Source organism: Streptomyces sp. SID13726, from assembly GCF_010548375.1.
Classification (GTDB): Bacteria; Actinomycetota; Actinomycetes; order Streptomycetales; family Streptomycetaceae; genus Streptomyces.
The window spans coordinates 370,185-394,215 of sequence record NZ_JAAGLY010000008.1 but is presented as its reverse complement, the minus strand read 5'-3'; the positions used below and the strand labels follow the sequence as shown (position 1 = coordinate 394,215).

General features: G+C 70.3%; 15 protein-coding genes and 2 pseudogenes. 12 read left to right on the top strand and 5 right to left on the bottom strand.

All coding sequences use genetic code 11. The features are described 5' to 3' along the window. Window positions 1-1,247: PucR family transcriptional regulator ligand-binding domain-containing protein (locus G3I78_RS23935; RefSeq protein ID WP_203615386.1), on the bottom strand; the 1,247-nt coding region annotated here is incomplete at its 3' end. A gap of 123 nt (window positions 1,248-1,370) precedes the next feature. Between G3I78_RS23935 and G3I78_RS23930 the strand changes: the two genes are divergently transcribed. Genes G3I78_RS23930 through G3I78_RS23920 form a run of 3 tightly spaced genes read left to right on the top strand, consistent with a single transcriptional unit; the run spans window position 1,371 to window position 5,502 of the window. Further along, window positions 1,371-2,819, top strand: coding sequence for a sodium:solute symporter (locus G3I78_RS23930; RefSeq protein WP_164427833.1), 1,449 nt, complete (start codon window positions 1,371-1,373; stop codon window positions 2,817-2,819). Window positions 2,820-2,854: 35 nt separating this feature from the next. Next, window positions 2,855-3,823, top strand: coding sequence for an agmatinase (gene speB / locus G3I78_RS23925; protein ID WP_164427831.1), 969 nt, complete (start codon window positions 2,855-2,857; stop codon window positions 3,821-3,823). After that, complete coding sequence (locus tag G3I78_RS23920) at window positions 3,820-5,502, top strand: thiamine pyrophosphate-binding protein (protein ID WP_164427829.1); 1,683 nt, start codon at window positions 3,820-3,822, stop codon at window positions 5,500-5,502. Before speB ends, G3I78_RS23920 begins: the two co-directional genes overlap by 4 nt. Window positions 5,503-5,522: 20 nt before the next feature. Here G3I78_RS23920 and G3I78_RS23915 read toward each other — a convergent pair whose 3' ends face one another. Together G3I78_RS23915 and G3I78_RS23910 are read right to left on the bottom strand one after the other, a co-directional pair. Continuing rightward, window positions 5,523-6,329 carry an endonuclease gene (locus tag G3I78_RS23915; protein WP_164427827.1) on the bottom strand — a complete coding sequence of 269 codons (807 nt, stop codon included), beginning with the start codon at window positions 6,327-6,329 and terminating at the stop codon, window positions 5,523-5,525. Window positions 6,330-6,529: 200 nt separating this feature from the next. After that, complete coding sequence (locus tag G3I78_RS23910) at window positions 6,530-8,791, bottom strand: glycosyltransferase family 39 protein (RefSeq protein WP_164427825.1); 2,262 nt, start codon at window positions 8,789-8,791, stop codon at window positions 6,530-6,532. Between the two features lie 143 nt (window positions 8,792-8,934). Here G3I78_RS23910 and G3I78_RS23905 point away from each other — a divergent pair, with 143 nt between their 5' ends. The 5 genes from G3I78_RS23905 to G3I78_RS23885 all read left to right on the top strand — a co-directional run bounded on the left by G3I78_RS23905 (window position 8,935) and on the right by G3I78_RS23885 (window position 16,912). Then, the gene (locus G3I78_RS23905) at window positions 8,935-9,777 is read left to right on the top strand and encodes a serine hydrolase (RefSeq protein WP_164427823.1); all 843 of its coding nucleotides are present in this window, start codon (window positions 8,935-8,937) and stop codon (window positions 9,775-9,777) included. A 301-nt stretch (window positions 9,778-10,078) separates the two neighbouring features. Next, window positions 10,079-11,104 (top strand): esterase-like activity of phytase family protein, encoded by a 1,026-nt coding sequence (locus G3I78_RS23900; RefSeq protein WP_164427821.1) that lies wholly within the window; start codon window positions 10,079-10,081, stop codon window positions 11,102-11,104. A gap of 108 nt (window positions 11,105-11,212) precedes the next feature. After that, window positions 11,213-14,917, top strand: coding sequence for an ABC transporter ATP-binding protein (locus tag G3I78_RS23895; RefSeq protein WP_164427819.1), 3,705 nt, complete (start codon window positions 11,213-11,215; stop codon window positions 14,915-14,917). A 73-nt stretch (window positions 14,918-14,990) separates the two neighbouring features. Beyond that, window positions 14,991-15,380 carry a hypothetical protein gene (locus G3I78_RS23890; protein ID WP_164427816.1) on the top strand — a complete coding sequence of 130 codons (390 nt, stop codon included), beginning with the start codon at window positions 14,991-14,993 and terminating at the stop codon, window positions 15,378-15,380. 110 nt (window positions 15,381-15,490) lie between these two features. Continuing rightward, on the top strand, window positions 15,491-16,912 hold the full coding sequence (locus G3I78_RS23885; RefSeq protein WP_164427814.1) for a S28 family serine protease: 1,422 nt from the start codon (window positions 15,491-15,493) through the stop codon (window positions 16,910-16,912). Window positions 16,913-16,936: 24 nt separating this feature from the next. Here the strand turns inward: G3I78_RS23885 and G3I78_RS23880 are convergent, their stop codons facing one another. Then, window positions 16,937-17,581 (bottom strand): hypothetical protein, encoded by a 645-nt coding sequence (locus G3I78_RS23880; RefSeq protein ID WP_164427812.1) that lies wholly within the window; start codon window positions 17,579-17,581, stop codon window positions 16,937-16,939. Window positions 17,582-17,755: 174 nt separating this feature from the next. Continuing rightward, the gene (locus G3I78_RS23875) at window positions 17,756-19,534 is read right to left on the bottom strand and encodes a glycoside hydrolase family 3 protein (RefSeq protein ID WP_164427810.1); all 1,779 of its coding nucleotides are present in this window, start codon (window positions 19,532-19,534) and stop codon (window positions 17,756-17,758) included. A gap of 727 nt (window positions 19,535-20,261) precedes the next feature. On the opposite strand from G3I78_RS23875, the gene aroA reads away from it, so the two are divergent. From aroA to G3I78_RS23860, 4 genes and pseudogenes are all read left to right on the top strand, one after another. Then, window positions 20,262-21,521: a 3-phosphoshikimate 1-carboxyvinyltransferase gene (aroA, locus tag G3I78_RS23870; RefSeq protein ID WP_164427808.1), complete on the top strand. Its 1,260-nt coding sequence runs from the start codon at window positions 20,262-20,264 to the stop codon at window positions 21,519-21,521. Window positions 21,522-21,622: 101 nt separating this feature from the next. Next, a pseudogene (locus tag G3I78_RS52125) lies at window positions 21,623-21,721 on the top strand (N-acetyltransferase); the annotation flags it as partial. Continuing rightward, window positions 21,721-23,121 (top strand): annotated as a pseudogene (locus G3I78_RS23865) (RHS repeat-associated core domain-containing protein); the annotation flags it as partial. The pseudogenes G3I78_RS52125 and G3I78_RS23865, both read left to right, overlap by 1 nt. Next, entirely contained in the window at window positions 23,118-23,363 is a 246-nt protein-coding gene (locus tag G3I78_RS23860) for a hypothetical protein (RefSeq protein ID WP_164427806.1), read from the top strand. The pseudogene G3I78_RS23865 and the gene G3I78_RS23860, both read left to right, overlap by 4 nt. The last annotated feature ends 668 nt before the right edge of the window (window positions 23,364-24,031 follow it).

The following is a 24,031-nucleotide window of genomic DNA, read 5'->3' as shown; positions in this document are numbered from 1 at the left end:
AGCGTCCACCCCGGCTGCGGGGCCGGTTCCCGGTCGGCGGGCAGCAGCACCCGTACGACGTCCCGCGCCACGTCGATGAGCGGCGACCCGAGCGAGGCGCCCAGCGCGGAGGCGGCGACCGGGTCGGGAGCGGCGGCGGTGTCGGGGCGGGCATGCACGACGACCCACCGTTCGCCGCCGAGCAGCGGAGCCACGTCCACCGCCGGTGCCCCCAGCGCCATCCGCACCAGCGCCGAGGACCGCGCCGCCCCCGACCCGCTCTGATGCTCACCGGTGAGCAACGACAGCAGTACGGCGGCGACGGACGCGATGGTGTGATCGCCGGGGTCACGGCCGGGCGCGGCGACCCCGAGCACGAAGCCGTGCCCGGCACCGAGGGCGTAGGCGGCGAGGTGGAGGCCGCGGACGGTGTCGGTGGCGGAGGTGGGGGCGGGGCGGGAGGCGGGCGAGGCGGGTGCGGGTGCGGTGGCCGGGGTCCCGCGGTCTCCGGACGCGTGGGGACCGGTACCGGCCGCCTTTCCGGCGGGTGCGCCTGGTGCGGGTCCGGAGGACGGGGCCGGAGCCGTGGGCCGGACGATCCGCGCCAGCTCCGCCAGCGCCTCTCGCACTTCCCGGGCCCCGGGCCCCCTTCCGGCCCCCGGGGCCGGCGCCCGCTCCGGCACCCGCCCGGCCCCCGCGACCTCCGTCCCGTCCGGCCCGTACAGCACCGCCCACCCCCCGACCCGCTGCGCCAGCTGCCGCAGCACCGACGGCACCGGGTCGGGGCGGGACGCCGCCGCGGCCAGGCTCTGCTGGGCCTCGGAGACGCGGCGGAGTTCCGTGTGGCGGGCCTGGGCCATGAGCTGCCAGACCGCGCGGGCCACCCCGGAGAAGGTGGTCTCGGGCGGGACCTCGACCAGGGGCAGGCCGTAGGCGTCGCAGGCGGCGACCAGGGCGCGCGGGACGGTGTCGTGCACCGGCGCCACCCCGAAGCCGAGGGCCGCCCCGCCCGCCGCGACGATCCGGGAGACGTAGTCGTCGAAGTACGTCCCCGAGCCCGCCGCCTCCGGAATGTGCACCCCGGCCGTCAGCAGCAGCTCACCGCCGAGCAGATACGGGTACGGGTCCGCCATCTCCGAGGTGTGCGCCCAGTGGATCACCGTGGCGGGATCCACGGGCCCCGCGATCTGCCGTAGCGCCAGATCCTCGCGGGCCAGCAGCGCGGCCAGCGGGACCGGTGGGGTGGGTGGGACTGCCGGGTCCGGCATGGTGGACGTTCCCTCCATCCAGTACCGCTCGAATGGATGAAACGTACACTTCGCAGCCGCTTTCCGGCCACCTACTGTCGACGCAGACCGGCAGGCTCAGACCGGCAGAAGGAGGGCTCCGACATGGCCGTCGACTACACGGTGATCGTCGTCTATCTGGCCGGCATGCTGGCCATGGGCTGGTGGGGCATGCGCCGCGCCAGGTCCAAGAGCGAGTTCCTGGTCGCCGGACGGCGTCTCGGGCCCGCCATGTACTCCGGCACCATGGCCGCGATCGTCCTCGGCGGCGCCTCCACGATCGGTGGCGTCGGGTTGGGCTACCAGTACGGCCTCTCCGGCGCCTGGATGGTCTTCACCATCGGCCTCGGGCTCCTCGCCCTGTCCCTCTTCTTCTCCGCCCGCATCGCCCGCCTCAAGGTCTACACCGTCTCCGAGATGCTCGACCTCCGGTACGGCGGCCGCGCGGGCGTGATCTCCGGCCTGGTCATGTGGGCGTACACCCTGATGCTCGCGGTCACCTCGACCATCGCCTACGCCACGATCTTCGACGTCCTGTTCGACATGAACCGGACCGTCGCGATCATCCTGGGCGGCTCGATCGTCGTCGCCTACTCCACCCTCGGCGGCATGTGGTCCATCACCCTCACCGACATGGTGCAGTTCGTGGTGAAGACCATCGGCGTACTGCTCCTCCTGCTGCCCATCGCCGTCGTGAAGGCGGGCGGCTTCAGCGAGATGAGGGCCAAGCTGCCCACCGAGTACTTCGACCCGCTGGGCATCGGCGGCGAGACGATCTTCACCTACGTGCTGATCTACACCTTCGGCATGCTCATCGGTCAGGACATCTGGCAGCGCGTCTTCACCGCGGGCAGCGACAGGACCGCCAAGTGGGGCGGCACGGTGGCGGGCACCTACTGCCTCGTCTACGCCCTCGCGGGCGCCGTCATCGGCACCGCCGCCAAGGTCCTCTACCCGAACCTCGCCAACGCCGACGACGCCTTCGCGACCATCGTCAAGGACGAACTCCCCGTCGGAGTAAGGGGATTGGTGCTCGCCGCCGCCCTCGCCGCCGTGATGTCCACCTCCTCCGGCGCCCTGATCGCCTGCGCGACCGTCGCCAACAACGACATCTGGTCCCGGCTGCGGGGCAGGCCCGCGGAAGGGGACCACGACGAGGTGCGGGGCAACCGCCTCTTCATCCTCGTCATGGGCGTGGCCGTGATCTGCACGGCGATCGCCCTCAACAACGTCGTCGAGGCCCTCACCGTCGCCTACAACCTCCTGGTCGGCGGACTCCTCGTCCCGATCCTCGGCGGACTGCTCTGGAAGCGCGGCACCGCCCAGGGCGCGCTCGCCTCTGTGGTCGTCGGCGGACTCGCCGTGATCGGCCTGATGGCGGGCTACGGCATCCTCGCCAACGAGCCCGTGTACTACGGCCTGTTGGCCTCCCTGGTCGTCTACGTCGCCGTATCCCTGGCGACCCCGGCGACCGACACCGCCGTGCTGGAGGCGTGGCGGGAACGGCTCGCCGGGCGCGGCGAGGTCCTCGAAGCGGTCCCGGCACCCCGGTAGACCGAACGCACAGCACAGAAGGAAGGCATACGACCATGAGCTCCCCCGAGACCCCCCGCGGCCCCGTCGACTCCTCCCGCATCCCGCGCTACGCCGGACCCGCGACCTTCGCCCGGCTGCCGCGCCTCGACGAGGTGGGCCGGGCCGACGTCGCCGTGGTCGGGGTGCCGTTCGACTCGGGTGTCTCCTACCGGCCGGGCGCCCGCTTCGGCGGCAACGCGATCCGCGAGGCGTCCCGGCTGCTGCGCCCGTACAACCCGGCGCAGGACGCGTCCCCGTTCGCGCTGGCGCAGGTCGCGGACGGCGGGGACATCGCGGTCAACCCGTTCAACATCAACGAGGCCGTCGAGACGGTCGAGGCGGCGGCCGACGACCTCCTCGGCACCGGCGCCCGGCTGATGACCCTGGGCGGCGACCACACCATCGCGCTGCCGCTGCTCAGGTCCGTCGCCAAGAAGCACGGCCCGGTCGCGCTGCTCCACTTCGACGCCCATCTCGACACCTGGGACACCTACTTCGGCGCCGAGTACACGCACGGAACGCCGTTCCGGCGGGCGGTGGAGGAGGGCATCCTCGACACCTCGGCGCTCTCCCACGTCGGCACGCGCGGTCCGCTGTACGGCAAGCAGGACCTGACCGACGACGAGAAGCTGGGCTTCGGGATCGTGACGTCCGCGGACGTGATGCGGCGGGGCGTGGACGAGATCGCCGACCAGCTGCGCCAGCGCGTCGGCGACCGGCCGCTCTACATCTCCATCGACATCGACTGCCTGGACCCGGCGCACGCGCCCGGCACCGGCACCCCCGAGGCGGGCGGCATGACCTCCCGCGAGCTGCTGGAGATCCTGCGCGGTCTGGCATCGTGCAACCTGGTGTCGGCGGACGTCGTCGAGGTGGCCCCCGCGTACGACCACGCGGAGATCACCTCGGTGGCGGCCTCCCACACCGCCTACGAACTGACCACGATCATGTCCCGCCAGATTGCAGAGGCCCGCGCGCAGTGACTCACGACCACGACCTGGTGCTCCGTCCGACCGAGGCGCAGATCTCGGCGGCCCTGAACCCACCTCCCGGCCGCAACGGCGGAGACCTGGTCGTGGAGACCCTGGCCGGGCTCGGCGCGACGACCGTCTTCGGGCTGCCCGGCCAGCACGCGCTCGGCATGTTCGACGCGCTGCGCCGCTCCGACCTGCGGTACATCGGCCTGCGCGTGGAGAACAACGCGGGCTTCGCGGCGGACGCGTACGGCAGGATCACGGGGGAGGCGGCGCCGCTGCTGCTGTCGACGGGGCCCGGGGCGCTGACGTCCCTGGCCGCCCTTCAGGAAGCGGCGGCAGCCTCCGCCCCCGTCCTCGCGATCAGCAGCCAGATCCCGACCGCCGGTCTCGGCGGCGGCCGTCACGGCTATCTCCACGAACTCCCGGACCAGTCCGCCTCGTTCAGGGGCGTGGTCAAGTCGGTCCACACGGTCCGTACCCAGTCCCAGATCCCCTCGGCGATCGAGGCGGCCTGGAAATCGGCCCTCACGGCGCCCCACGGCCCGGTGTGGGTGGAGATCCCGCAGGACGTGCTGCTGGCCCCGACCCTGATCCCGGTGGTGACGGGCGGCGACGCCTTCCCCGAGGAACTGCCCCCGCGCCCCGAACTCACGGCGGTGGCGGCCGACTTGCTCTCCCGCGCCGAGCGCCCGGCGATCATCGCGGGCGGGGGAGTCGTACGGTCGGACGCCTCCGGCAAGCTGCGGCAGCTGGCGGAGACGCTTCAGGCGCCCGTCGTCTCGACCCCCGGCGGCAAGGGGGCCTTCCCCTGGACGCACCCGCTCTCGCTCCAGTCCTGGATCGAGGACCGGCACACCACGGACTTCCTGGAGGACGCCGACGTCCTCCTGGTGGTCGGCTCGGGGCTGGGCGAACTCTCCTCGAACTACCACACGTTCAAGCCGCGCGGCCGGGTGATCCAGATCGAGGCGGACCTCGGCAAGCTGGAGTCCAACCATCCGGCACTGGGCATCCACGCGGACGCGCGGCTCGCGTTGCAGGCGCTGCTGGAGACGGTGACGCCGAGGCAGGACGCGGAGGCTCCCGAGCGGGTCCGCACGGTCCTCGCCAAGGTCGGCGAACGCATCGCAGCCCAGGAACTCTCCCTGGAACAGGACCTGTTGGCGTCGATCCGCCGGGCGCTGCCCGCTGGATCCCCGTCCTTCTGGGACATGACGATCCTCGCCTACTGGGCCTGGTCCGCCTTCGACGCCAAGGGCCCCAACCGCATGCACTCGGCCCAGGGCGCCGGTGGCCTCGGCTATGGCTTCCCGGCGGCGCTCGGCGCGGCGGTGGCCGACCCTTCCGTCCCGGTCCTCGCTGTCTCCGGCGACGGCGGAGCCCTGTACTCCATCGCCGAGTTGGCCACGGCCCGCCAGTACGACCTCAACGTCACCTGGCTGATCGTCGACGACGGCGGCTACGGCATCCTGCGCGAGTACATGACGGACGCCTTCGGCGAGGCCACGGCGACGGAACTGACCCGGCCGGACTACGTGGCCCTGGCCGAGTCGTTCGGGGTCCCCGGGGTCCGCACGACCCCGGAGACCCTCACGGACGACCTCACGAAGGCTCTCGGCTCACCGGGGCCCTCGGTGGTCGTACTCCCGGCGGTGCTGCGGATGTTCGCGCCCACGCACCTGTAGCCGGGGTCGTTCGGGGACGCCTACCAGATCGCCTCGACCCACTCCGGGTGGTCGATGAACGGGTTGCGGTTGTGCTGGTAGGTGTCGTAGATGACCTGGTTGCGCTTCTCCTCGAAGGCGCTGGGCGGGTCCGCCTCGTTCCACGTCTTCAGGACGGAGAGCTTGCCGATGTAGGGGTTGGAGCCGTTGCCGACCTTCTCGTTGGGCTCCAGGTCGGCGAAGCCGTCGCCGCCGTCGTAGCGGACGGCCATGTAGAGGATCATGCGGGCCACGTCGCCGCGGTCCGCCGCGCGCGGGGCGAAGGAGTCGGAGTCGACGGTGGAGCCGCCGCCGTTGGTGACGGCGCTGCCGCCGTTGTCGAAGTCCAGGTTGCCGCGGATGCTGTTGACCTGGACGTCGGCCGGGCGCAGGTGGTGCAGGTCGGTGCCGGGGCCGATCGACTCGCCGAAGTCGCCGTGGGACTTGGCCCACACGTGCTCGCGGTTCCAGTCGCCGACGTCACCGCCGTTGAGGGACTTGGCGCGGGAGACGCCGCTGTACAGCAGGATCACGTTGTTGCTGTTGTTCGGGTCCTGGTCGGTGGCCATGAGGGCGTTCCAGACCGCGGAGTACGAGATCTTCGTGACGTTGGCGCTGATGATCGTGTGCAGGGACGACTTGAGGCTCGTCCCCGTCTTGCCGATCGCGTTCTTGTAGTACGTCGAGTCGTACGCGGTCGTCGTGGCGGCGGCCGGGGTCGTCGTCACGACCGGGGCGGCGAGCCCGACCAGCACGGCGGCGGTGGTGAGCGCCACCGACTTCCAGCTGCGTATGCGTGTCGCCAGCATAAAGGGGGTCCCATCTACGCGGGTTGAATGGAGGCGGCAGATGGGAGCGTGGCATGAGCATGCAGCCGTGTAAATGGATGTCACGTGTCCATTCGGTGTCGTGAAACGGCAAATCGCCCCTTGTCTACGCGAGTTGACACGCGAAAACGGCCCCCGCCGGGTGGGCGGGGGCCGTTGACCGGTTGTTTGTCAGTTCTTTGTCAGCTGACGTCCGAGGGGTCCAGGCGGTAGATCGTCGAGGTGCTGCCCGACTGGCCGCTCTGCGAAGAGGAACTGCCCGTGCTGTAGTCGCTCTCCTTCACCGCCGTGCCGTTCTTCTGCACCCAGTTGGTGATCTCGGTGTTCAGGCTGCTGTTGCCGCCCATGCCACCGCCGCCGAGCTGGATGTAGTGCAACTCGCCCTTCTTCACCAGCTCCTTGAGCTTGGCGAGGGTCATCGCCTTGTCGGAGCCGGTGAAGCCCCACATGGAGATGACGGGCTTGTGGGTGCTGAGGATCAGCGAGCCGGCGCTCTGCGAATTGGACACCGCGAGCAGCCACTTGGCGCCGTCCTGGTGCTTCTCCAGGTAGGAGACCAGGGCGCTGTCGACGCTGCCGCCCATGCCGCCGCCACCGCCGCCGGGGCCACCGCTCATGGCGCCGGTGCCGCCGGGAGCCGTACCGCCGCCCGGCATCTCGCCGCCACCGGGAAGCTCGCCGCCCTGCTGACCGCCGGGTGCCGTACCGCCGCTCTGGGGCAGCTCACCGTTGCCGCCGCCGGGCTGCATCTGGCCGTTGCCGTTGCCGGTTCCGCCGCCGGGGAACTCCCCGTTCGCCTGGCCGCCCTGCTGCGTACCGCCCTGCGTACCGCCCTGCTGACTGCCCGGCCCGCCGTCGCCGCCGCCGAAGCCGCCCCGGCCACCGCCGCCACCGCCCCCGGGGCCGCCCATGCCGCCGCCCGTCGAGGGGCCCGCCGTCGGGTTCGTGCCGCCCATCATGCCGCTGGAGGTGCCGAAGGCCGGCGAGGCCGCGTACGCCGTGGGACCCGCGAGGGCCGCCACGATCGCCGCCGCGACGGACACCCCGAGCAGCCGGAGCCGCGTCCCCGAGCCCGCCGTACGGAAGACGAACAGACCCGCGACCGCCAGGACCATGAGGACACCGACCGCCGGCCACAGCCAGGTGTTCCAGCCCGTGGCCCGGCGCAGCAGCACGATCGCCCAGATGCCGGTGACCGCGAGGCCGGCCGGCAGCACCCAGGACCAGCGGGCGTCACCGGAGCGGAAGGCGCGCCACAGCATGACGCCACCGGCGCCGGTCAGCGCCGCGATGCCGGGGGCGAGCGCGGTCGTGTAGTACGGGTGCATGGTGCCCTCGGCCATCGCGAAGGTCAGGTAGTGCAGCACCAGCCAGCCGCCCCACATGATGAGCGCGGCGCGGGTGGCGTCGGTGCGCGGGGCCCGCCCGCACAGCAGCAGACCGGCGACGAACGCGAGGAAGGCGAAGGGGATCAGCCAGGAGATCTGGCCGCCGAGGACGTCGTTGAACATCCGGCCGATGCCCGCGGTACCGGCGAACGTGCCGCCCCCACCGTCGCCGCCCCCGCCGTTGCCCTCGCCGCCGAGGACCCGGCCGAGGCCGTTGTAGCCCATGATCAGGTTCCAGGCGGAGCCGTCGGTCGAACCGCCGATGTAGGGGCGGTCGTCGGCCGGGACGAGCGAGACCGCGGTGGCCCACCAGAAGCTGGAGACCGCCAACGCCAGCGCCGCGAGGGCCAGGTTGACGACCTTCTTCTTCCAGCCGAGCCTCGACGCGTAGACGTACACGGCGAAGACGGCCGGCAGGGCGATGTAGCCCTGGAGCATCTTGGTGTTGAAGGCGAGTCCGAACAGGACCGCGGAGCCGATCAGCGGGAGCAGCCTGTCGGTGCGCACCGCGCGCAGGGCGAGGGCCGCGCCGCCCACCATGAGCAACACCAGGATGGTGTCGGGGTTGTTGTCGCGGTTGATCGCGACGGTGATCGGGGTGAGCGCGAGCACCAGCGCGGCGAGGGTCGCCGCCACATGGCCGAAGTACCGCTTGACGGAGGTGTGCAGGATCCAGATCGTGCCGAGGGCGGCCCCGATCTCGGGCGCCATCATCTGCCAGGTGCCGAAGCCGAATACCCGGCACGACAGGCCCATGATCATCAGGGCGAACGGCGGCTTGTCGACGGTGAGGAAGTTCCCCGCGTCCAGCGAGCCGAAGAACCAGGCCTTCCAGCTCTGCGTGCCGCTGTAGATCGCGGCGCTGTAGAAGCTGTTGAGGCTGTTGCCGGACAGGTTCCACCCGTACAGCACGCCGGCCAGGGCCAGGATCGCGAGCAGTGCGGGCAGCGACCAGCGCGGCGCCCTGTCCGGTGGCGCCGGCGCGGGTGGGGTCGGCGGTGCCCAGTCGGCGGACACGGTCTCGGTGCGGGGGTGGGGATCGGTGGCAGATGTCACCCAGGCATGGTGCGGAGCGGGTTTGGGTGGGGGCTGTGCCGTACCTGGCGTATTGCTGTGAAAACGCCAAGGGCCAGGTAACGAATCGCACAACCATTCCTCATGCGTACAACCATTCGCACCTACCAGGGCGTCAACAGGGCATGACACGGGGGATATTCAGACACACGAAATGGATCGCGGCCGGTGCGCTGGCCGCCTGCGTCGCCACCGCCACGCCCGCCGTCGCGGCGACGACACCGACCGTCAGCTGCACGTCCGCCAAGGCGGGCCTGGCCGACAAGCTCAAGCGGGACATCACGTCCGCGCTCTCCAACCGTTCCGGCACGGTCGCCGTCGGCCTCTACGACCGTACGACCAAGACCACCTGCACGCTCCGCGCGTCCAGCGCGTACGACTCCGCGAGCGTGGTCAAGGTGACCGTCCTCGCCACGCTGCTGTGGGACGCGAAGAAGCACAACCGGTATCTGACCACCACCGAGAGCAATCTCGCCAAGGCCATGATCACCAAGTCGGACAACGACGCGACCAGCAAGCTGTGGCGTCAGCTGGGCATGACCAAGATCAAGGGCTTCCTCGCGGCGGCCGGCATGACCCAGACCAAGCCGGGGGCGAACAACTACTGGGGCCTGACCCAGATCACCGTCACCGACGAGCAGAAGCTGCTCAAGCTGGTCACCGCGAAGAACACCGTCCTGAGCGACAACTCCCGTGCCTACATCCTGAAGTTGATGGGCCAGGTCATCTCGTCGCAGCGCTGGGGCACGCCGTACGGCCGCCCGTCCGGGGTCTCCTGGCACGTCAAGAACGGCTGGCTCCAGCGCTCCACGCACGGCTGGCGCGTCCACAGCGTCGGCACCTTCACCGGCGGCGGCCACGACTACATGATCACGGTGCTCACCCACGGCAACAGCACCATGAACTACGGCATCACGACCATCCAGGGCGTCGCGAAGGCCATCCACAAGGACCTCGCGGCGAGCTGACGCCTGCGGGCCTCCCGCCCGCCACCGTGCGTGCGCCGACCCCTCCCGCACGCCACTGTGCGTGCGCCAACCCCTCCCGCACTCCCGCACGTCACCGTGCCCTCCCACAGTGACGTGCGGGACGAGAGGCCTGTCCTTCACGGCGCGGTCTCGCGCAGGTCACGCACGCGTCCCGTAGTGCGTCCGTGGTGCGTCCCGTGGTGTGGGCCGCGACCGTGACGGAATCCCGGTGCGGGACGAGAGGCCTGTCCTTCACGGCGCGGTCTCCCGTAGGTCACCGACCCGGCCTACGGTGACGTCCATGCAGCTGAGAACCGTACTCGCGACCACCACCGCGGCCCTGGCGGCGGCGACCTGTCTGACCGTGGCGGGGCCCGCCGTCGCCTCGGTGCCGGTGGGGCACGCCTGCTCCCCGTCCGTCTCCCTCGACCGTTTCTCGGACGCGCTCGACAAGACGACGTTCGACGGCACCTTCGTCGGCAACTTCTCCGCGCTCGCCGTGGACCGGGACGGCTCGCTCGCCGCCCTCTCCGACCGCTCCTCCCTCTTCGACCTGAACGCGAGGACCCTCGCGCCGAAGAAGGTCGTCCAGCTCGCCGACGAGAACGGCACCGCGCTGGACTCCGAGGGCCTGGCGATCGACAAGGACGGCACCCGGCTGGTCACCTCGGAGACCGAGCCGTCGATCCGCCGGTACAGCCCCGGCGGCAGGATCCTCGACCGGCTCCCCGTCCCGGCCTCCCTCCTGGTCGCCCCGGCCGGTCGCGCCACCTCGAACCAGACCTTCGAGGGCCTGACCCTCCTGAACGGCGGCCGCACCCTCCTCGCCTCCATGGAGTACGCGCTCTCCGGCGACACGGCCGGGACCGTCCGCTTCCAGACCTGGACGCGGCACGCAAAGACCTGGAAGCTCGGCGCCCAGTACGCCTACCGCACCGACGCCGCCTTCCTCGGCGTCCCCGAGGTGCAGGCCCTCCCCGACGGCCGCCTCCTGGTCCTGGAGCGCGGCTTCACCTCCGGCGTCGGCAACACCGTCCGCCTCTACCTGGCCGACCCCCGCCACGCCACGGACACCCGCCGCGTCGAGAACCTCACGGGCCAGTCGGACGTACGCCTGATCAAGAAGACCCTGCTCACGGACATCGCCACCTGCCCCACCCTCGGCGCCACCGCCAAGCAGCCCCAGCCGAACCCGCTCCTCGACAACATCGAGGGCATGGTCGTCACCGGACACGACAAGGGCCGCCTGAAGGTCCTGCTGGTCAGCGACGACAACCAGAACGCGGTGCAGACCACCCGGTTCTACTCCCTGCGCGTCCGCGTCTGACCACTCCCTTTTCTCGCCACTCCTTGTTGCGGAGGGATGAAATCCGCTTGATTTCGCGTTGGTGCCTTCCGGTAGATCAGGACGGACGACGAACCGGAGGGCACCCGCGTGGATCCGCAACGGGGATGGGCACGACGACTGGCCGGGTACGCCTGGCGGTACCCGAAGGACGTCGTACTCGCCCTCGGCTCCAGCCTCGCCGGCATGGCCGTCATGGCGATCGTCCCCCTGATCACCAAGGTGATCATCGACGACGTCATCGGCGACCACACCCGCGACATGGCCCCCTGGGCCGGCGCCCTGATCGCCGCCGCGGTCCTCGTCTACGCCTTCACCTACATCCGCCGCTACTACGGCGGCCGCCTCGCCCTCGACGTCCAGCACGACCTCCGCACGGAGATGTTCGGCACCATCACCCGCCTCGACGGCCGCCGCCAGGACGAGCTGTCCACCGGCCAGGTGGTCGGCCGGGCCACCAGCGACCTCCAGCTGATCCAGGGCCTGCTCTTCATGCTGCCCATGACGATCGGCAACTTCGCCCTCTTCGTGATCTCCCTGGTCGTGATGGCCTGGCTGTCGATCCCGCTCACCCTGGTCGCCCTCGCGGTCGCCCCGGCCCTGTGGTGGATCGCCAAGCGCTCGCGCTCCAAGCTGCACCCCGCCACCTGGTACGCCCAGGCCCAGGCCGCCGCCGTCGCGGGCGTGGTCGACGGCGCGGTGAGCGGCGTACGCGTGGTGAAGGGCTTCGGCCAGGAGGACCAGGAGACCGGGAAGCTCAGGGAGGTAGGGCGCAGGCTCTTCGCGGGCCGCCTGCGCACCATCCGCTTCAACGCCCGCTACACCCCCGCCCTCCAGGCCGTCCCCGCCCTCGGCCAGGTCGCGATGCTCGCCCTCGGCGGCTGGCTCGCCGTCCGCGGCCACATCACGCTCGGCACCTTCGTCGCCTTCTCCACCTACCTCGCCCAGCTCGTCGGCCCGGTCCGGATGCTCGCCATGGTCCTCACGGTCGGCCAGCAGGCCCGCGCGGGCACCGAGCGCGTCCTGGAGCTGATCGACACCGAGCCCACCATGAAGGAGGGCACCAAGGAGCTTCCCGCCGACGCCCCCGCGACGGTCGAGTTCGACGACGTCTCCTTCGGCTACGACCACGAGCGGCCCGTTCTCGACGGCCTCAGCTTCGAGATCCGCCCCGGCGAGACCCTCGCGGTCGTCGGTTCCTCCGGCTCGGGCAAGTCCACCGTCTCCCTCCTCCTCCCGCGCTTCTACGACGTCACCCACGGCGCCGTCCTCATCGGCGGCCACGACGTCCGCGAGCTCACCCTGGACTCGCTGCGCGCGGCGATCGGGCTGGTCCCCGAGGACTCGTTCCTGTTCTCGGACACGGTCCGCAACAACATCGCGTACGGCCGCCCCGACGCCACCCAGGAGCAGATCGAGGAGGCCGCCCGCGCCGCCCAGGCCGACCGGTTCATCGCCGAGCTCCCCGAGGGCTACGACACCACGGTCGGCGAACACGGCCTCACCCTCTCCGGCGGCCAGCGCCAGCGCGTCGCCCTCGCCCGCGCGATCCTCGCCGACCCGCGCCTGCTCGTCCTCGACGACGCCACCTCCGCCGTGGACGCCCAGGTCGAGCACGAGATCCACGAAGCCCTCAAACAGGTCATGGAGGGCCGCACCACCCTCCTCATCGCCCACCGCCGCTCCACCCTGAACCTCGCCGACCGCATCGCCGTCCTGGACGCCGGCCGCCTCGCCGACGTCGGCACCCACGAGGAACTCCAGCGCAGGTCGCCCCTCTACCGCCGCCTCCTCACCGACCCCGACGGCCTCGGCGGAGTCTCCCCGGGCCACGCCCAGCCGGTCGCCGTCCAGGAGGACACCTCCGTACGCGACGAGCTGGACGCCGAGTTCGACGCCGAGCGCGGGGTGACGCCCCGGCTGTGGACCGGCGACCGGGAGCCCAAGGACACGGCCCTGTCCGGCACGCCCGCCACCCCCGAACTCCTCGCCGAGGTCGACGCGTTGCCCCCGGCGACGGACACCCCGGACATCGACGAGGGCCGCGCGGTCACACCCGAGGAGTCGTACGGACTGCGGCGGCTGCTGCGCGGCTTCGGCCGCCCGCTGCTGGTCAGCCTGGGCCTGGTCGCGGTGGACGCCGGCATGGGCCTGCTCCTGCCGGTGATGATCCGGCACGGCATCGACGACGGCGTGACCCGGATGGCGATGGCCGCGATCTGGACGGCGACACTGCTCGCCCTGCTCTCGGTCCTGGTCCAGTGGGCCGCGCAGATCGGCGAGACCCGGATGACCGGACGCACCGGCGAACGGGTCCTGTACTCCCTGCGACTGAAGATCTTCGCCCAGCTCCAGCGGCTCGGACTCGACTACTACGAACGGGAGTTGACCGGCCGGATCATGACGAGGATGACGACGGACGTCGACGCCCTCTCGACCTTCCTCCAGACCGGCCTGGTCACCGCGTTCGTCTCGGTCGTCACCTTCTTCGGCATCATGGTCGCCCTGCTGGTGATCGACCTCCAGCTGGCGCTCGTCGTCTTCGCGACGCTGCCTCCCCTGATCGTCGCCACGTACTTCTTCCGCAAGGCGAGCGTGAAGGCGTACGAACTCGCCCGTGAGCGCGTCGCGTTGGTCAACGCCGACCTCCAGGAGTCGGTGTCCGGGCTCAGGATCGTGCAGGCGTTCCGGCGTGAGCGCGACGGCGGCAGGCGCTTCTCGGAGCGCAGCGACAGCTACCGCAAGGCGCGCATCCGGGGCCAGTGGCTGATCTCGGTCTACTTCCCCTTCGTCCAGCTGCTGTCCTCCGTGGCCGCCGCGTCCGTCCTGATCGCGGGCGCGGGCCGGGTCGACGCGGCGACCCTGACGACCGGCGCCCTGGTGGCCTACCTGCTCTACATCGACCTGTTCTTCGCCCCCGTCCAGCAGCTCTCCCAGGTCTTCGACGGCTACCAGCAGGCGACCGTCTCGCTCGGCCGCATCCAGGAACTGCTCCAGGAGCCGACGTCCACGAAGACGGCGGACGAGCCCCTCGAAGTCCTCTCCCTGCGCGGCGAAGTCGCCTTCGAGAACGTCCACTTCGCGTACGGCGACGACGAAGAGGCCCTGGGCGGCGTCGACTTGAGCATCCCGCCGGGCCAGACGGTCGCGTTCGTCGGCGAGACGGGCGCCGGAAAGTCCACCCTGGTCAAGCTGGTGGCCCGGTTCTACGACCCGACGGGCGGCCGGGTCACGGTCGACGGCACCGACCTGCGCGCCCTCGACCTGACCTCCTACCGCCACCGCCTCGGCGTGGTCCCGCAGGAGGCGTACCTCTTCCAGGGCACGATCCGCGACGCCATCGCCTACGGCCGCCCGGCCGCCACCGACGCCGAGGTCGAGGCGGCGGCCCTGGTGGTCGGCGCCCACGAGATGATCGCCACGCTCGACGGCGGCTACCTCCACGAGGTCGCCGAACGCGGCCGCAACCTCTCGGCGGGCCAGCGCCAGCTCATCGCCCTGGCCCGAGCGGACCTCGTCGACCCCGACATCCTCCTGCTGGACGAGGCCACAGCGGCCCTCGACCTCGCCACCGAGGCCCAGGTCAACCAGGCCACCGACCGCCTCGCGGGCCGCCGCACCACCCTCGTGGTCGCCCACCGCCTCACCACGGCCGCCCGCGCCGACCGGGTCGTGGTGATGGACCACGGACGGGTCGTCGAGGACGGTACGCACGATCAACTCCTCGCCCTGGACGGCAGATACGCCGAACTGTGGCGGACCTTCGTGGGGGAGCCGGTCGACGTGTCCCGGTGACTGTCGTGCAACCTTGCGACACATGTCGGACGTCCGTACAACCGTACGCACAAGAGCTGCGGGAGGGGCGGCAGTGAAGAGTGGAGCGGTACGGCGGCTGGCGGTGGGTCTGGCCCTGGTGACGGCGTCGGGGGTGCTCGCGGTGGCCATGCCGGGGCCCGCGCAGGCGGCGGACTCGTCCTGCGAGGGACGCAAGGTCAAGTCGTTCTCGTTCGACACCGGCACCCTGGACGTCTACAAGCGGGACGGATACGTGTGCGCGATCACCCTGCCCAAGCGTCCCGGCGTACGCCAGCACATGCGCGTGAGCCTGCGCGTCTACGGACTCCGCCCGGTCGAGGACGCAGGCGACTTCAAGTACCGCGCCGGCCCGGTCACCGTCCACGCCGGCCAGCGCAAGGTCTGGATCAAGGGCGAGGTGGGCCGGGGCAAGTACGACTCGGCGGGATGGATCAGGGTCTGAACCACAGACATCTCACAGGGTTTTCCCCATCGAAGCGCCATGTCCCCTGGTGCGGACCGGACTTGCGCCGCTAGCGTCCGGGCCACATCTGTACTCACAGGGGAGGGTGCATGCGCAAGGCGCTCAGATGGCTTCTCACGCTGGTGGTGCTCATAGGCACCGTCAGTACGGCGGGGGCGGCGACCGCCGCCGAGCCGGGGCCGGTGGACATCAAGGACCGGCTGCTGGCCATCCCGGGGATGAGCCTGGTGGAGGAGAAGCCTTACACCGGCTACCGCTACTTCGTCCTGAACTACACCCAGCCGGTCGACCACCGGCACCCGTCCAAGGGCACGTTCCAGCAGCGGATCACGGTGCTGCACAAGGACGTCTCCCGGCCGACGGTGTTCTACACCGGCGGCTACAACGTCTCCACGAACCCCAGCCGCAGCGAGCCCACCCGGATCGTGGACGGCAACCAGGTCTCCATGGAGTACCGCTTCTTCACCCCGTCCCGGCCCGACCCGGCCGACTGGAGCAAGCTGGACATCTGGCAGGCCGCCAGCGACCAGCACCGCATCTTCAAGGCGCTGAAGAAGGTCTACGGCAAGAACTGGCTCGCCACCGGCGGCTCCAAGGGCGGCATGACCGCCACCTACTACGAGCGCTTCTACCCGCGCGACATGGACGGCGTCGTCGCCTACGTCGCCCCCAACGACGTGGTGAACAACGAGGACTCGGCCTACGACCGGTTCTTCACCAAGGTCGGCACCAAGGAGTGCCGCGACCGGCTGAACGCGGTGCAGCGCGAGGCCCTGGTCCGGCGCGGGCCGCTGGAGAAGAAGTACGCGCAGTACGCCGCCGCCGAGGGCTTCACCTTCAACACCGTCGGCAGCCTCGACAAGGCGTACGAGGCCGTCGTACTCGACTACGTCTGGGGCTTCTGGCAGTACGCCCAGGCCGCCGACTGCGCCGAGGACGAGCTGATCCCGCCGAACGCGAGGACCGCGACCGACGACCAGATCTGGAACTCGATCGACACGATCTCCGGGTTCTCGTTCTACACCGACCAGGGCCTCACGCCGTACACGCCGTACTACTACCAGGCGGCCACCCAGCTCGGCGCGCCGACGATCCACTTCCCGCACATCGAGAAGAAGTACGTCCGCTACGGCTACCAGCCGCCGCGCACCTTCGTGCCGCGTGACATCCCGACCAGGTTCCAGCCGTACGTGATGCGGGACGTCGACGACTGGGTGCGGCACAACGCCCGTCACATGCTCTACGTCTACGGTCAGAACGACCCGTGGGGCGCGGAGCGGTTCCGGGTCGACAAGGGAGCGAAGGACAGTTACGTCTTCACCGCGCCCGGCATGAACCACGGGGCGAACGTCGCCGGCCTGGTCGCCGACCAGAAGGCGTTCGCCACGGCGCGGATCCTCGACTGGGCGGGCGTCTCCGCCCCCGCGGTCGAGGCGGCCAAGCCGCTCGCGAAGTTCGACACCAGGCTGGACACGCGGGACGTGGAGCGGGAGCCCACGCTGCGTCCGTAGTCCGCCCGCTGCGCCCGGCCGGGATCACAACGGCCGGGCGCAGCCCACCGGTCGGGCGCCGCCGAGCTGGACGTACAGGGCGGTGGACAGCGGGCACCGGGAGCGTTCGGCGACCGCCTTGGCCACCTGGTACTGGGGTTTCCTCTCGCCCTTGCCGTCGCACGCGGTCTCCCGGACCTGGCCGCTGCCCGAGCTGTAGACGCAGTCGCCGACGATGGTCCGCGGTCCGCCCCCGCCCCCGGGGTCTCCGGGATGCGGCGGCTCCAGGTTGCGCATACAGGCGTACCCCTGTGGCACCGCGCCGTCGCCGTCCTCGTCGGAGATCTGGCTCTGCTCGCTGATGTGCAGCACGAAGTCGGTGGTCGAGGGGCAGGGCGGTCCGTCGGCCGGGGTGCCGTCGTGCCGGGCCACGACCCGGGCCGCCGCGCGCTCACTGGTGCAGGGCACCTCGGTGAAGCTGGCCTTGCCGAAGGAGCTGCACTCGTCGACCGCGAGGAACACCGCGCCGTACCCGGAGGCCCGGGTCGCCGACGGCGAGACACCCCCGGCGGACGCCCCGCCCCGCCCGCCGCCGTCCGAGCCGGCCGCCGACCCCGTACACCCCGTGAGCAGGGCGGCCAGCAGCGCCAGCAGTGCGCACACCGCCCCCGCCGAACACTTCTCGCGCATCGTGATCCCCCCGGACTACCCCCGTCCAGCGTGACCGTCGCGGCGGGGCCACGCCAGACATGTGGGGTCCTTTGCGCCTTTCGGGGTCACTGCCCGGGTTGCGTGACGTACGCGAACTACGCTCCGCGGGCCGTCAGCCGTACGACGGCCCGCGCCGTGCGCTCCGTGGGTCCCTCAGTCGTACGACAGCCCGTGCCCGACCGGGTACAGCACCGCGGCCGGGTCGTCCGCCCGCTGCACCGGCACCGGCAGCCGCCCGCGCGGCGCCACCCTCCCGGCGATCACCCGGGCGGCGGCCCGCAGTTCGACGTCGGTCCAGGAGTAGGTCGCCAAGTACGCCGGGACGGCGGGCAGTTGGGCCACGTCGTAGGGGTTGCGGATCGCGACGGCCACCACCGGCCTCCCGGTCGCCACGAGCTGTTCGGCCAGCGACTTCTGGGCCGCCGTGAGGTTGTACGTCCCCACGATCACCGCGTCCACGTCCCGTGCCGCCGCGACGGCCTGGGCGACGACGGCCGCCGAGGGTGCCGTACCGGTCGACAACGCGGTGGCGGTGAAGCCCAGTTCGGTCAGGGCGGCGGCGAGGACGCCGGTGGGCGGGCCCGTCGTACCGGACGGGGAGGCCGGGTCGGCGCCCACGACCAGCAGCCTGCGGTGGGTGCGCCGGCCGAGGGGCAGCAGCCCGCCCTCGTTGACCAGCAGGGTGGTGGTGCGCTCGGCGATCCGGTCGGCCGCGGCGAGATGCGCCGGGGTGCCCACGGTCCGGGTGACACCGCCCCGGCTGACGTACGGCTCCTCGAACAGCCGCAGCCGGGCCTTGAGCCGCAGGATCCGCAGGATCGACTCGTCGAGCCGTGCCTCGGTCAGCTCCCCGTCCTGTACGGCCTTCAGGACCGCGTTCCACGCCACGTCCAGGGAGGGCGGGTTGAGGAGCTGGTCGACACCGGCCTTCAGTGCGAGGACGGGCACGCGGTCGTCGCCGTACTTCTGGCGGACGCCCTCCATGCCGAGCGAGTCGGTGACCACGACCCCGTCGTAGCCGAGTTCGCCGCGCAGGATGCCGGTGAGGATCGGGTGGGAGAGGGTCGCCGGGTCGCCCGAGGCGTCCAGAGCCGGGAACTGGATGTGCGCGGTCATGATCGAGTCGATGCCGGCGCGGATCGCGGCCCGGAACGGCACGGCGTCCAGCTTCTCCCACAGCTCCCGGCTGTGCGTGATCACCGGGAAGCCGTAGTGGCTGTCGACGGCGGTGTCGCCGTGGCCGGGGAAGTGCTTGGCGGTCGCGGCCACGTCCCGTTGGTAACCGGCGACCTCGGCGGCCACCCGGGCCGCGACCGCCCGGGGTTCGGAGCCGAAGGAGCGGACGCCGATGACGGGGTTGGCCGGGTTGACGTTGACGTCGGCCACGGGGGAGTAGTTCTGCCGGATGCCGACGGCCCTGAGCTCCTGCCCGGCGATCCGGCCGAGGGCGCGCGCGTCCTTCGGCGAACCACCGGCGCCGACCGCCATGGCGCCCGGGAAGAGGGTGGCGGGCTCGCCGACCCGGCACACGATGCCGTGCTCCTGGTCGGTGGAGATGACGACGGGCAGTCCGCGCGGCTGCTTCAGCGAGGCCGCCTGGATGCCGTTGGACAGGTCGGCGATCTGGTGCGGATCACGGGTGTTGTGGGCCCAGGTGAAGTAGATGATCCCGCCCACCCGGTACTTCGCGATCATCTCGGCGGCCGTACGGACGCCGATCTCCTGGAGGTTGGCGTCGATGTCCGCCTGGTCGGGGGCGGTGGCGGAGTGGCCGTAGACCCGCATCACGAACAGCTGGCCGACCTTCTCCGGCAGCGTCATACGGGAGATGAGGGACCGGAGCCTCTTGTCGTCCGCGTGTGCGGTCCCGCCGACGGCGAGTGCCGCGGTGACCCCCGCGGTGGCGGCGAGGACGGTACGTCTGGAGGGCACGTGCGCTCCTTCCGGAGGTGATCCACTGAAGGAAACTTCCGAGAAGTCACCAATAACCGGGAAGTTTCTGCCAGTCAAGGGAGTGCACAGTAACCCGGGGGGTGGGGCGGGGGCGGGAATGAGCGTGTGGGGGTGGAGCGTGTGTGCCTGGGGACAAGGGGCCGCCATCGGCGCTGTTGGAGGGGGGCGCGCCGATGACGGCGTGCTGCCGGCCGCAGTACGGAGGAGAGGGTTGGTCAGCGTTCGCAGCCAGCAGCGAGGCCGACGCCGTACCGTGGTGACTCTCCGGCAGCTTGCGGGTTGGACGAGCGGGGGCGGGGCGGGGTTCCCGGCTCCGGCCCGATTTCCCGAAGTTGGTGAGGGCGGGACCAACGGGGCGGATGAGCCGGGTTCTTGGGCCCTTCCGGGAGCCCTTCGGCCCCTCGGCCTCCTCACCCTGCTGGCCCGGCACGTCCGGCGCCGCGGACTCGTATGTGGAGATCCAGGTGCAGACGGATCGGAAGTCGCCGTTGCCGGATGATCGGTGGGGGTGGAGGGGGCGTCGGTGAGGGGGTGGGTGGCCTGGGATGGTTGCCGGAGGTCGGCGGCCGGGTGATCGAGGGGTGGGGTCGGTGTGAGGCCGATGTCGTGAACCGGGGCTGAGCCCCCTCCCCTGCACGGCTCCCCCCGAGTCCCACCCCGTGGACGCCCCGGCATACGACGCGCCCCTGGGGCGATCATGCGGGGCATGCCCGTCGACAGTCGTCCCGCCCCGCGGTCCCTCGCCCTGCCCGGCTCGAAGTCCATCACCGCCCGCGCCCTCTTCCTGGCCGCCGCCGCGGACGGGGTCACCACCCTCGTACGCCCCCTGCGCTCGGACGACACGGAGGGCTTCGCCGAGGGCCTGGTGCGGCTCGGGTACCGGGTGGGCCGTACGCCGGACACCTGGCAGGTGGACGGCCGCCCGCAGGGACCGGCGGTCGCGGAGGCCGACGTGTACTGCCGGGACGGCGCGACGACGGCCCGCTTCCTGCCCACCCTGGCCGCGGCCGGCCACGGCACGTACCGCTTCGACGCCTCGCCCCAGATGCGCAGGCGCCCCCTGGCCCCCCTGTCCCGCGCCCTGCGCGACCTCGGCGTGGACCTGCGGCACGAGGAGGCGGAGGGCCACCATCCGCTGACGGTGACGGCGGCGGGTGTGGAGGGCGGCGAGGTGACGCTGGACGCCGGCCAGTCCTCCCAGTACCTGACGGCGCTCCTGCTGCTGGGCCCCCTGACCCGCAGGGGCCTGCGCATCCGGGTCACGGACCTGGTCTCGGTGCCGTACGTCGAGATCACCGTCGCGATGATGCGGGAGTTCGGCGTGGAGGTGGCGCGGGAGGGCGACGTCTACGTGGTCCCGCCGGGCGGCTACCGTGCCACGACCTACGCGATCGAGCCGGACGCGTCCACGGCGAGCTACTTCTTCGCGGCGGCCGCCCTGACGCCGGGCGCGGAGGTGACGGTGCCGGGGCTGGGCACGGGCGCGCTCCAGGGAGACCTCGGCTTCGTGGACGTACTGCGGCGGATGGGCGCGGAGGTGTCCGTCGGCGCCGAGGCCACGACGGTCCGCGGCCCGTCCCGGCTGCACGGCCTCACCGTCAACATGCGGGACATCTCGGACACCATGCCGACGCTGGCCGCCATCGCCCCGTTCGCCACCTCACCCGTCCGCATCGAGGACGTCGCCAACACCCGGGTGAAGGAGTGCGACCGCCTGGAGGCCTGCGCGGAGAACCTCCGCGCTCTGGGCGCCCAGGTCGCCACGGGCCCGGACTGGATCGAGATCCACCCGGCACCGGCGCTGACCCCCACCGAGATCAAGTCCTACGGCGACCACCGCATGGTCATGTCCTTCGCGGTCACCGGCCTGCGGGTACCGGGAATCTCGTTCGACGACCCGGGGTGCGTACGGAAGACCTTCCCGGGGTTCCATGAGGCGTTCGCGGAGTTCAGACAGGGCCTGTGACGGCTCGCCGCCCCCTGCTGCCCTCTGCCGCCCCCTCCACCCGCTTCCCGTCGGGCGCGGTGGCCGCACATACTGCTGCCGTTGCGAGGGGAAGGCACGGCATGGGATTCCGGTTGGAAGGGCCCGTCCTGGAGGGCGGGTTGGTGCGTCTGGAGCCGCTGGAACGGCGGCACGCGGCCGATCTGGCGGTGGCGGCGGAGGCACCAAGACCAGCGAATACGTCTACGACGCCAACGGTGAACTACTGATCCGTCGTGGCCCCGGCGAGACCGTCCTGTACCTGGCTGGTCAGGAACTCCACTACGACACGGCCGCCAAGAAGTTCACCGCTCAGCGCTACTACCCGGTCGGCGATGCCACCGCCATCCGCACTGAGACCGGCTTGTCCTGGATGGTCGACGACCACCACGGCACTGCCTCAATGACTGTGGACGCTACGACCCAGGCTGTCACCCGCCGTTACACCAAGCCCTTCGGCGAAGCGCGTGGCGCGACGCCGTCGACCTGGCCCGACGACAAGGGATTCTTGGGTAAGCCAGCCGACGTCGAGACTGGACTCACCCATATCGGCGCACGAGAATACGACCCGGTGACCGGGCGGTTTATCTCCGCTGACCCAGTTCTCGCCCCGGAGGACCACGAGTCCCTCAACGGGTACGCGTACTCCAACAACACTCCCGTCACCAAGTTTGATCCCACCGGCCTCCGCCCAATCACGGCATGCGAGCAGGGATGCAGCGACGGCAATGGCGGCTCCTATCGGGACCACCTCTCAATGGGGCCGGGCGGGACCTGGGTCTACCATTCCACCCATACCTACACTCAAAGTTTTGTTTACCACACCCCGGGCGGCGGTACCGGAAGCGGCACCATGACCTTTGCCGTCCGCACCGACGGGGGGCGTTCCTCAGCGAGTGTTGAATTCAAGAAGGGGCCAGACCCGGCCCAGGCGAAGAGAGGCAGCAACAACCGGGACAACCTTATGGGGCATTTGGGCGGCATAGCCTACGGTCTTGACAAGGCAAGTGACCTCGCCAATCCATTCTGTTGGTTCGATGATGGTTCCTGCAGTGCCACTGAGAGCACGAAGGAGACCTACGACGGATGGGCGAGTGCTGCCGGAGCGGACCCTAACTCCGTTACCTACCAGGCGGCGTGGAACAACGGTTCGCTTGCTCCCATGCTGGCTCTCGGTGGAAGGTTCCCTGAAGGGAACGCCGAAGTTCTTCCCGTAACCTTCAGGGGAGCCGATGAGGCTGTCGGCGCGGCGAGTAACCTGCCGGTTCCCTATAGCCCCAATTGGGCGTTGAGGCAGGAGAAGAACCTGCACCTCCCCAACCTGGTCACTCCGGAAGGCAGGACTTTGAGTAATCATGCTGCCGAACGAGTCGCCGGTAGTGGGCCGGGGCGTCCCCCCACAACGCTGAATGCGCTTGACTACATCCTGAACAACGCCAACAAGGTAAAGTATGACCCGGTCCGCGATACGATCCAGGTTCGGGCGACACAGCTGCCAGGTAAGCCTTTTGTGGTTGTCTCTGGGAGTAATCCGAATCACATAGTCACTGCAATGATCCCGAGGAGCTTTGATATTCCGTGAACCCTCTGGAAGAAATTCTCGAAATGGCTCGAAAATTTATTTCCGGCGAAGATCGATCAATGGAATACGTGACGTCCATGGAAGGATTTGCCGTCGAGCATTTCATGGATTCCGAGGTGTTTGAATTTCTCGCGGAGGGGATGTCTCTGTATCGCCCCTGGGGTGGGCCTCCTTACTGGTCGGAGAGAGACATGATCCAACTGCTCGAGGATTTCGTGAGGGAGTTCGGGACCGCCGGGTAATCTTGAAGTTTGAACTCGGTTGTCCTTGATCGGTCATGAGTTCCGACGATGCCGTCGGGAACTCATGACCAGGATCTGTGCTTGATCATTGATCTTGCTTGGAGGGTTTGCGCGCGTGGGTGGGCCGTACCAGCACCCGCCGCGTTCCCGTCCCCCCAGCAGTCCGGCCTGGCGATATAAAAGGAATTCGCGACTGCCTGAAAGATGGGAAATGGGTCCCGGGGGTCCAGAGTTCGTACGTCTACGACGGCAAGGATTTCTGAAGCATCGAGACGCCGGAGTCCTTGACGTCCAAGCGCAAATAAATCATGAGCATGGGCAGCGTGATGATGTATTCCCTGGAGGCGGATGATGCCGAGATGAGCCTGCTCGACTGGCACCCGACCTTGATGTCTCCGCGCAACCCGGTTCGCCGGGCCGGCCCTCTGGTGACGGGAAAACCACCCCGGCCGACGGCTGATGTAGCCACCGGGCAGCGAAGGGAAGGCGCCCCACCGGATCTTCTGCAAGGCGCCTCACGTTGTCTGCTGCATCGTGCGCGAAGGCGAAGGCCGTCCATCCAGCGCGCCCACGCAGGTCCTGAGGGAAGAGCGTCAAGGGAGTCCTGAGCACTCACACATGAACTGCGCGAAGTGCCAGGTTGGATTGCCGAACCTTGCCCGGCCGTA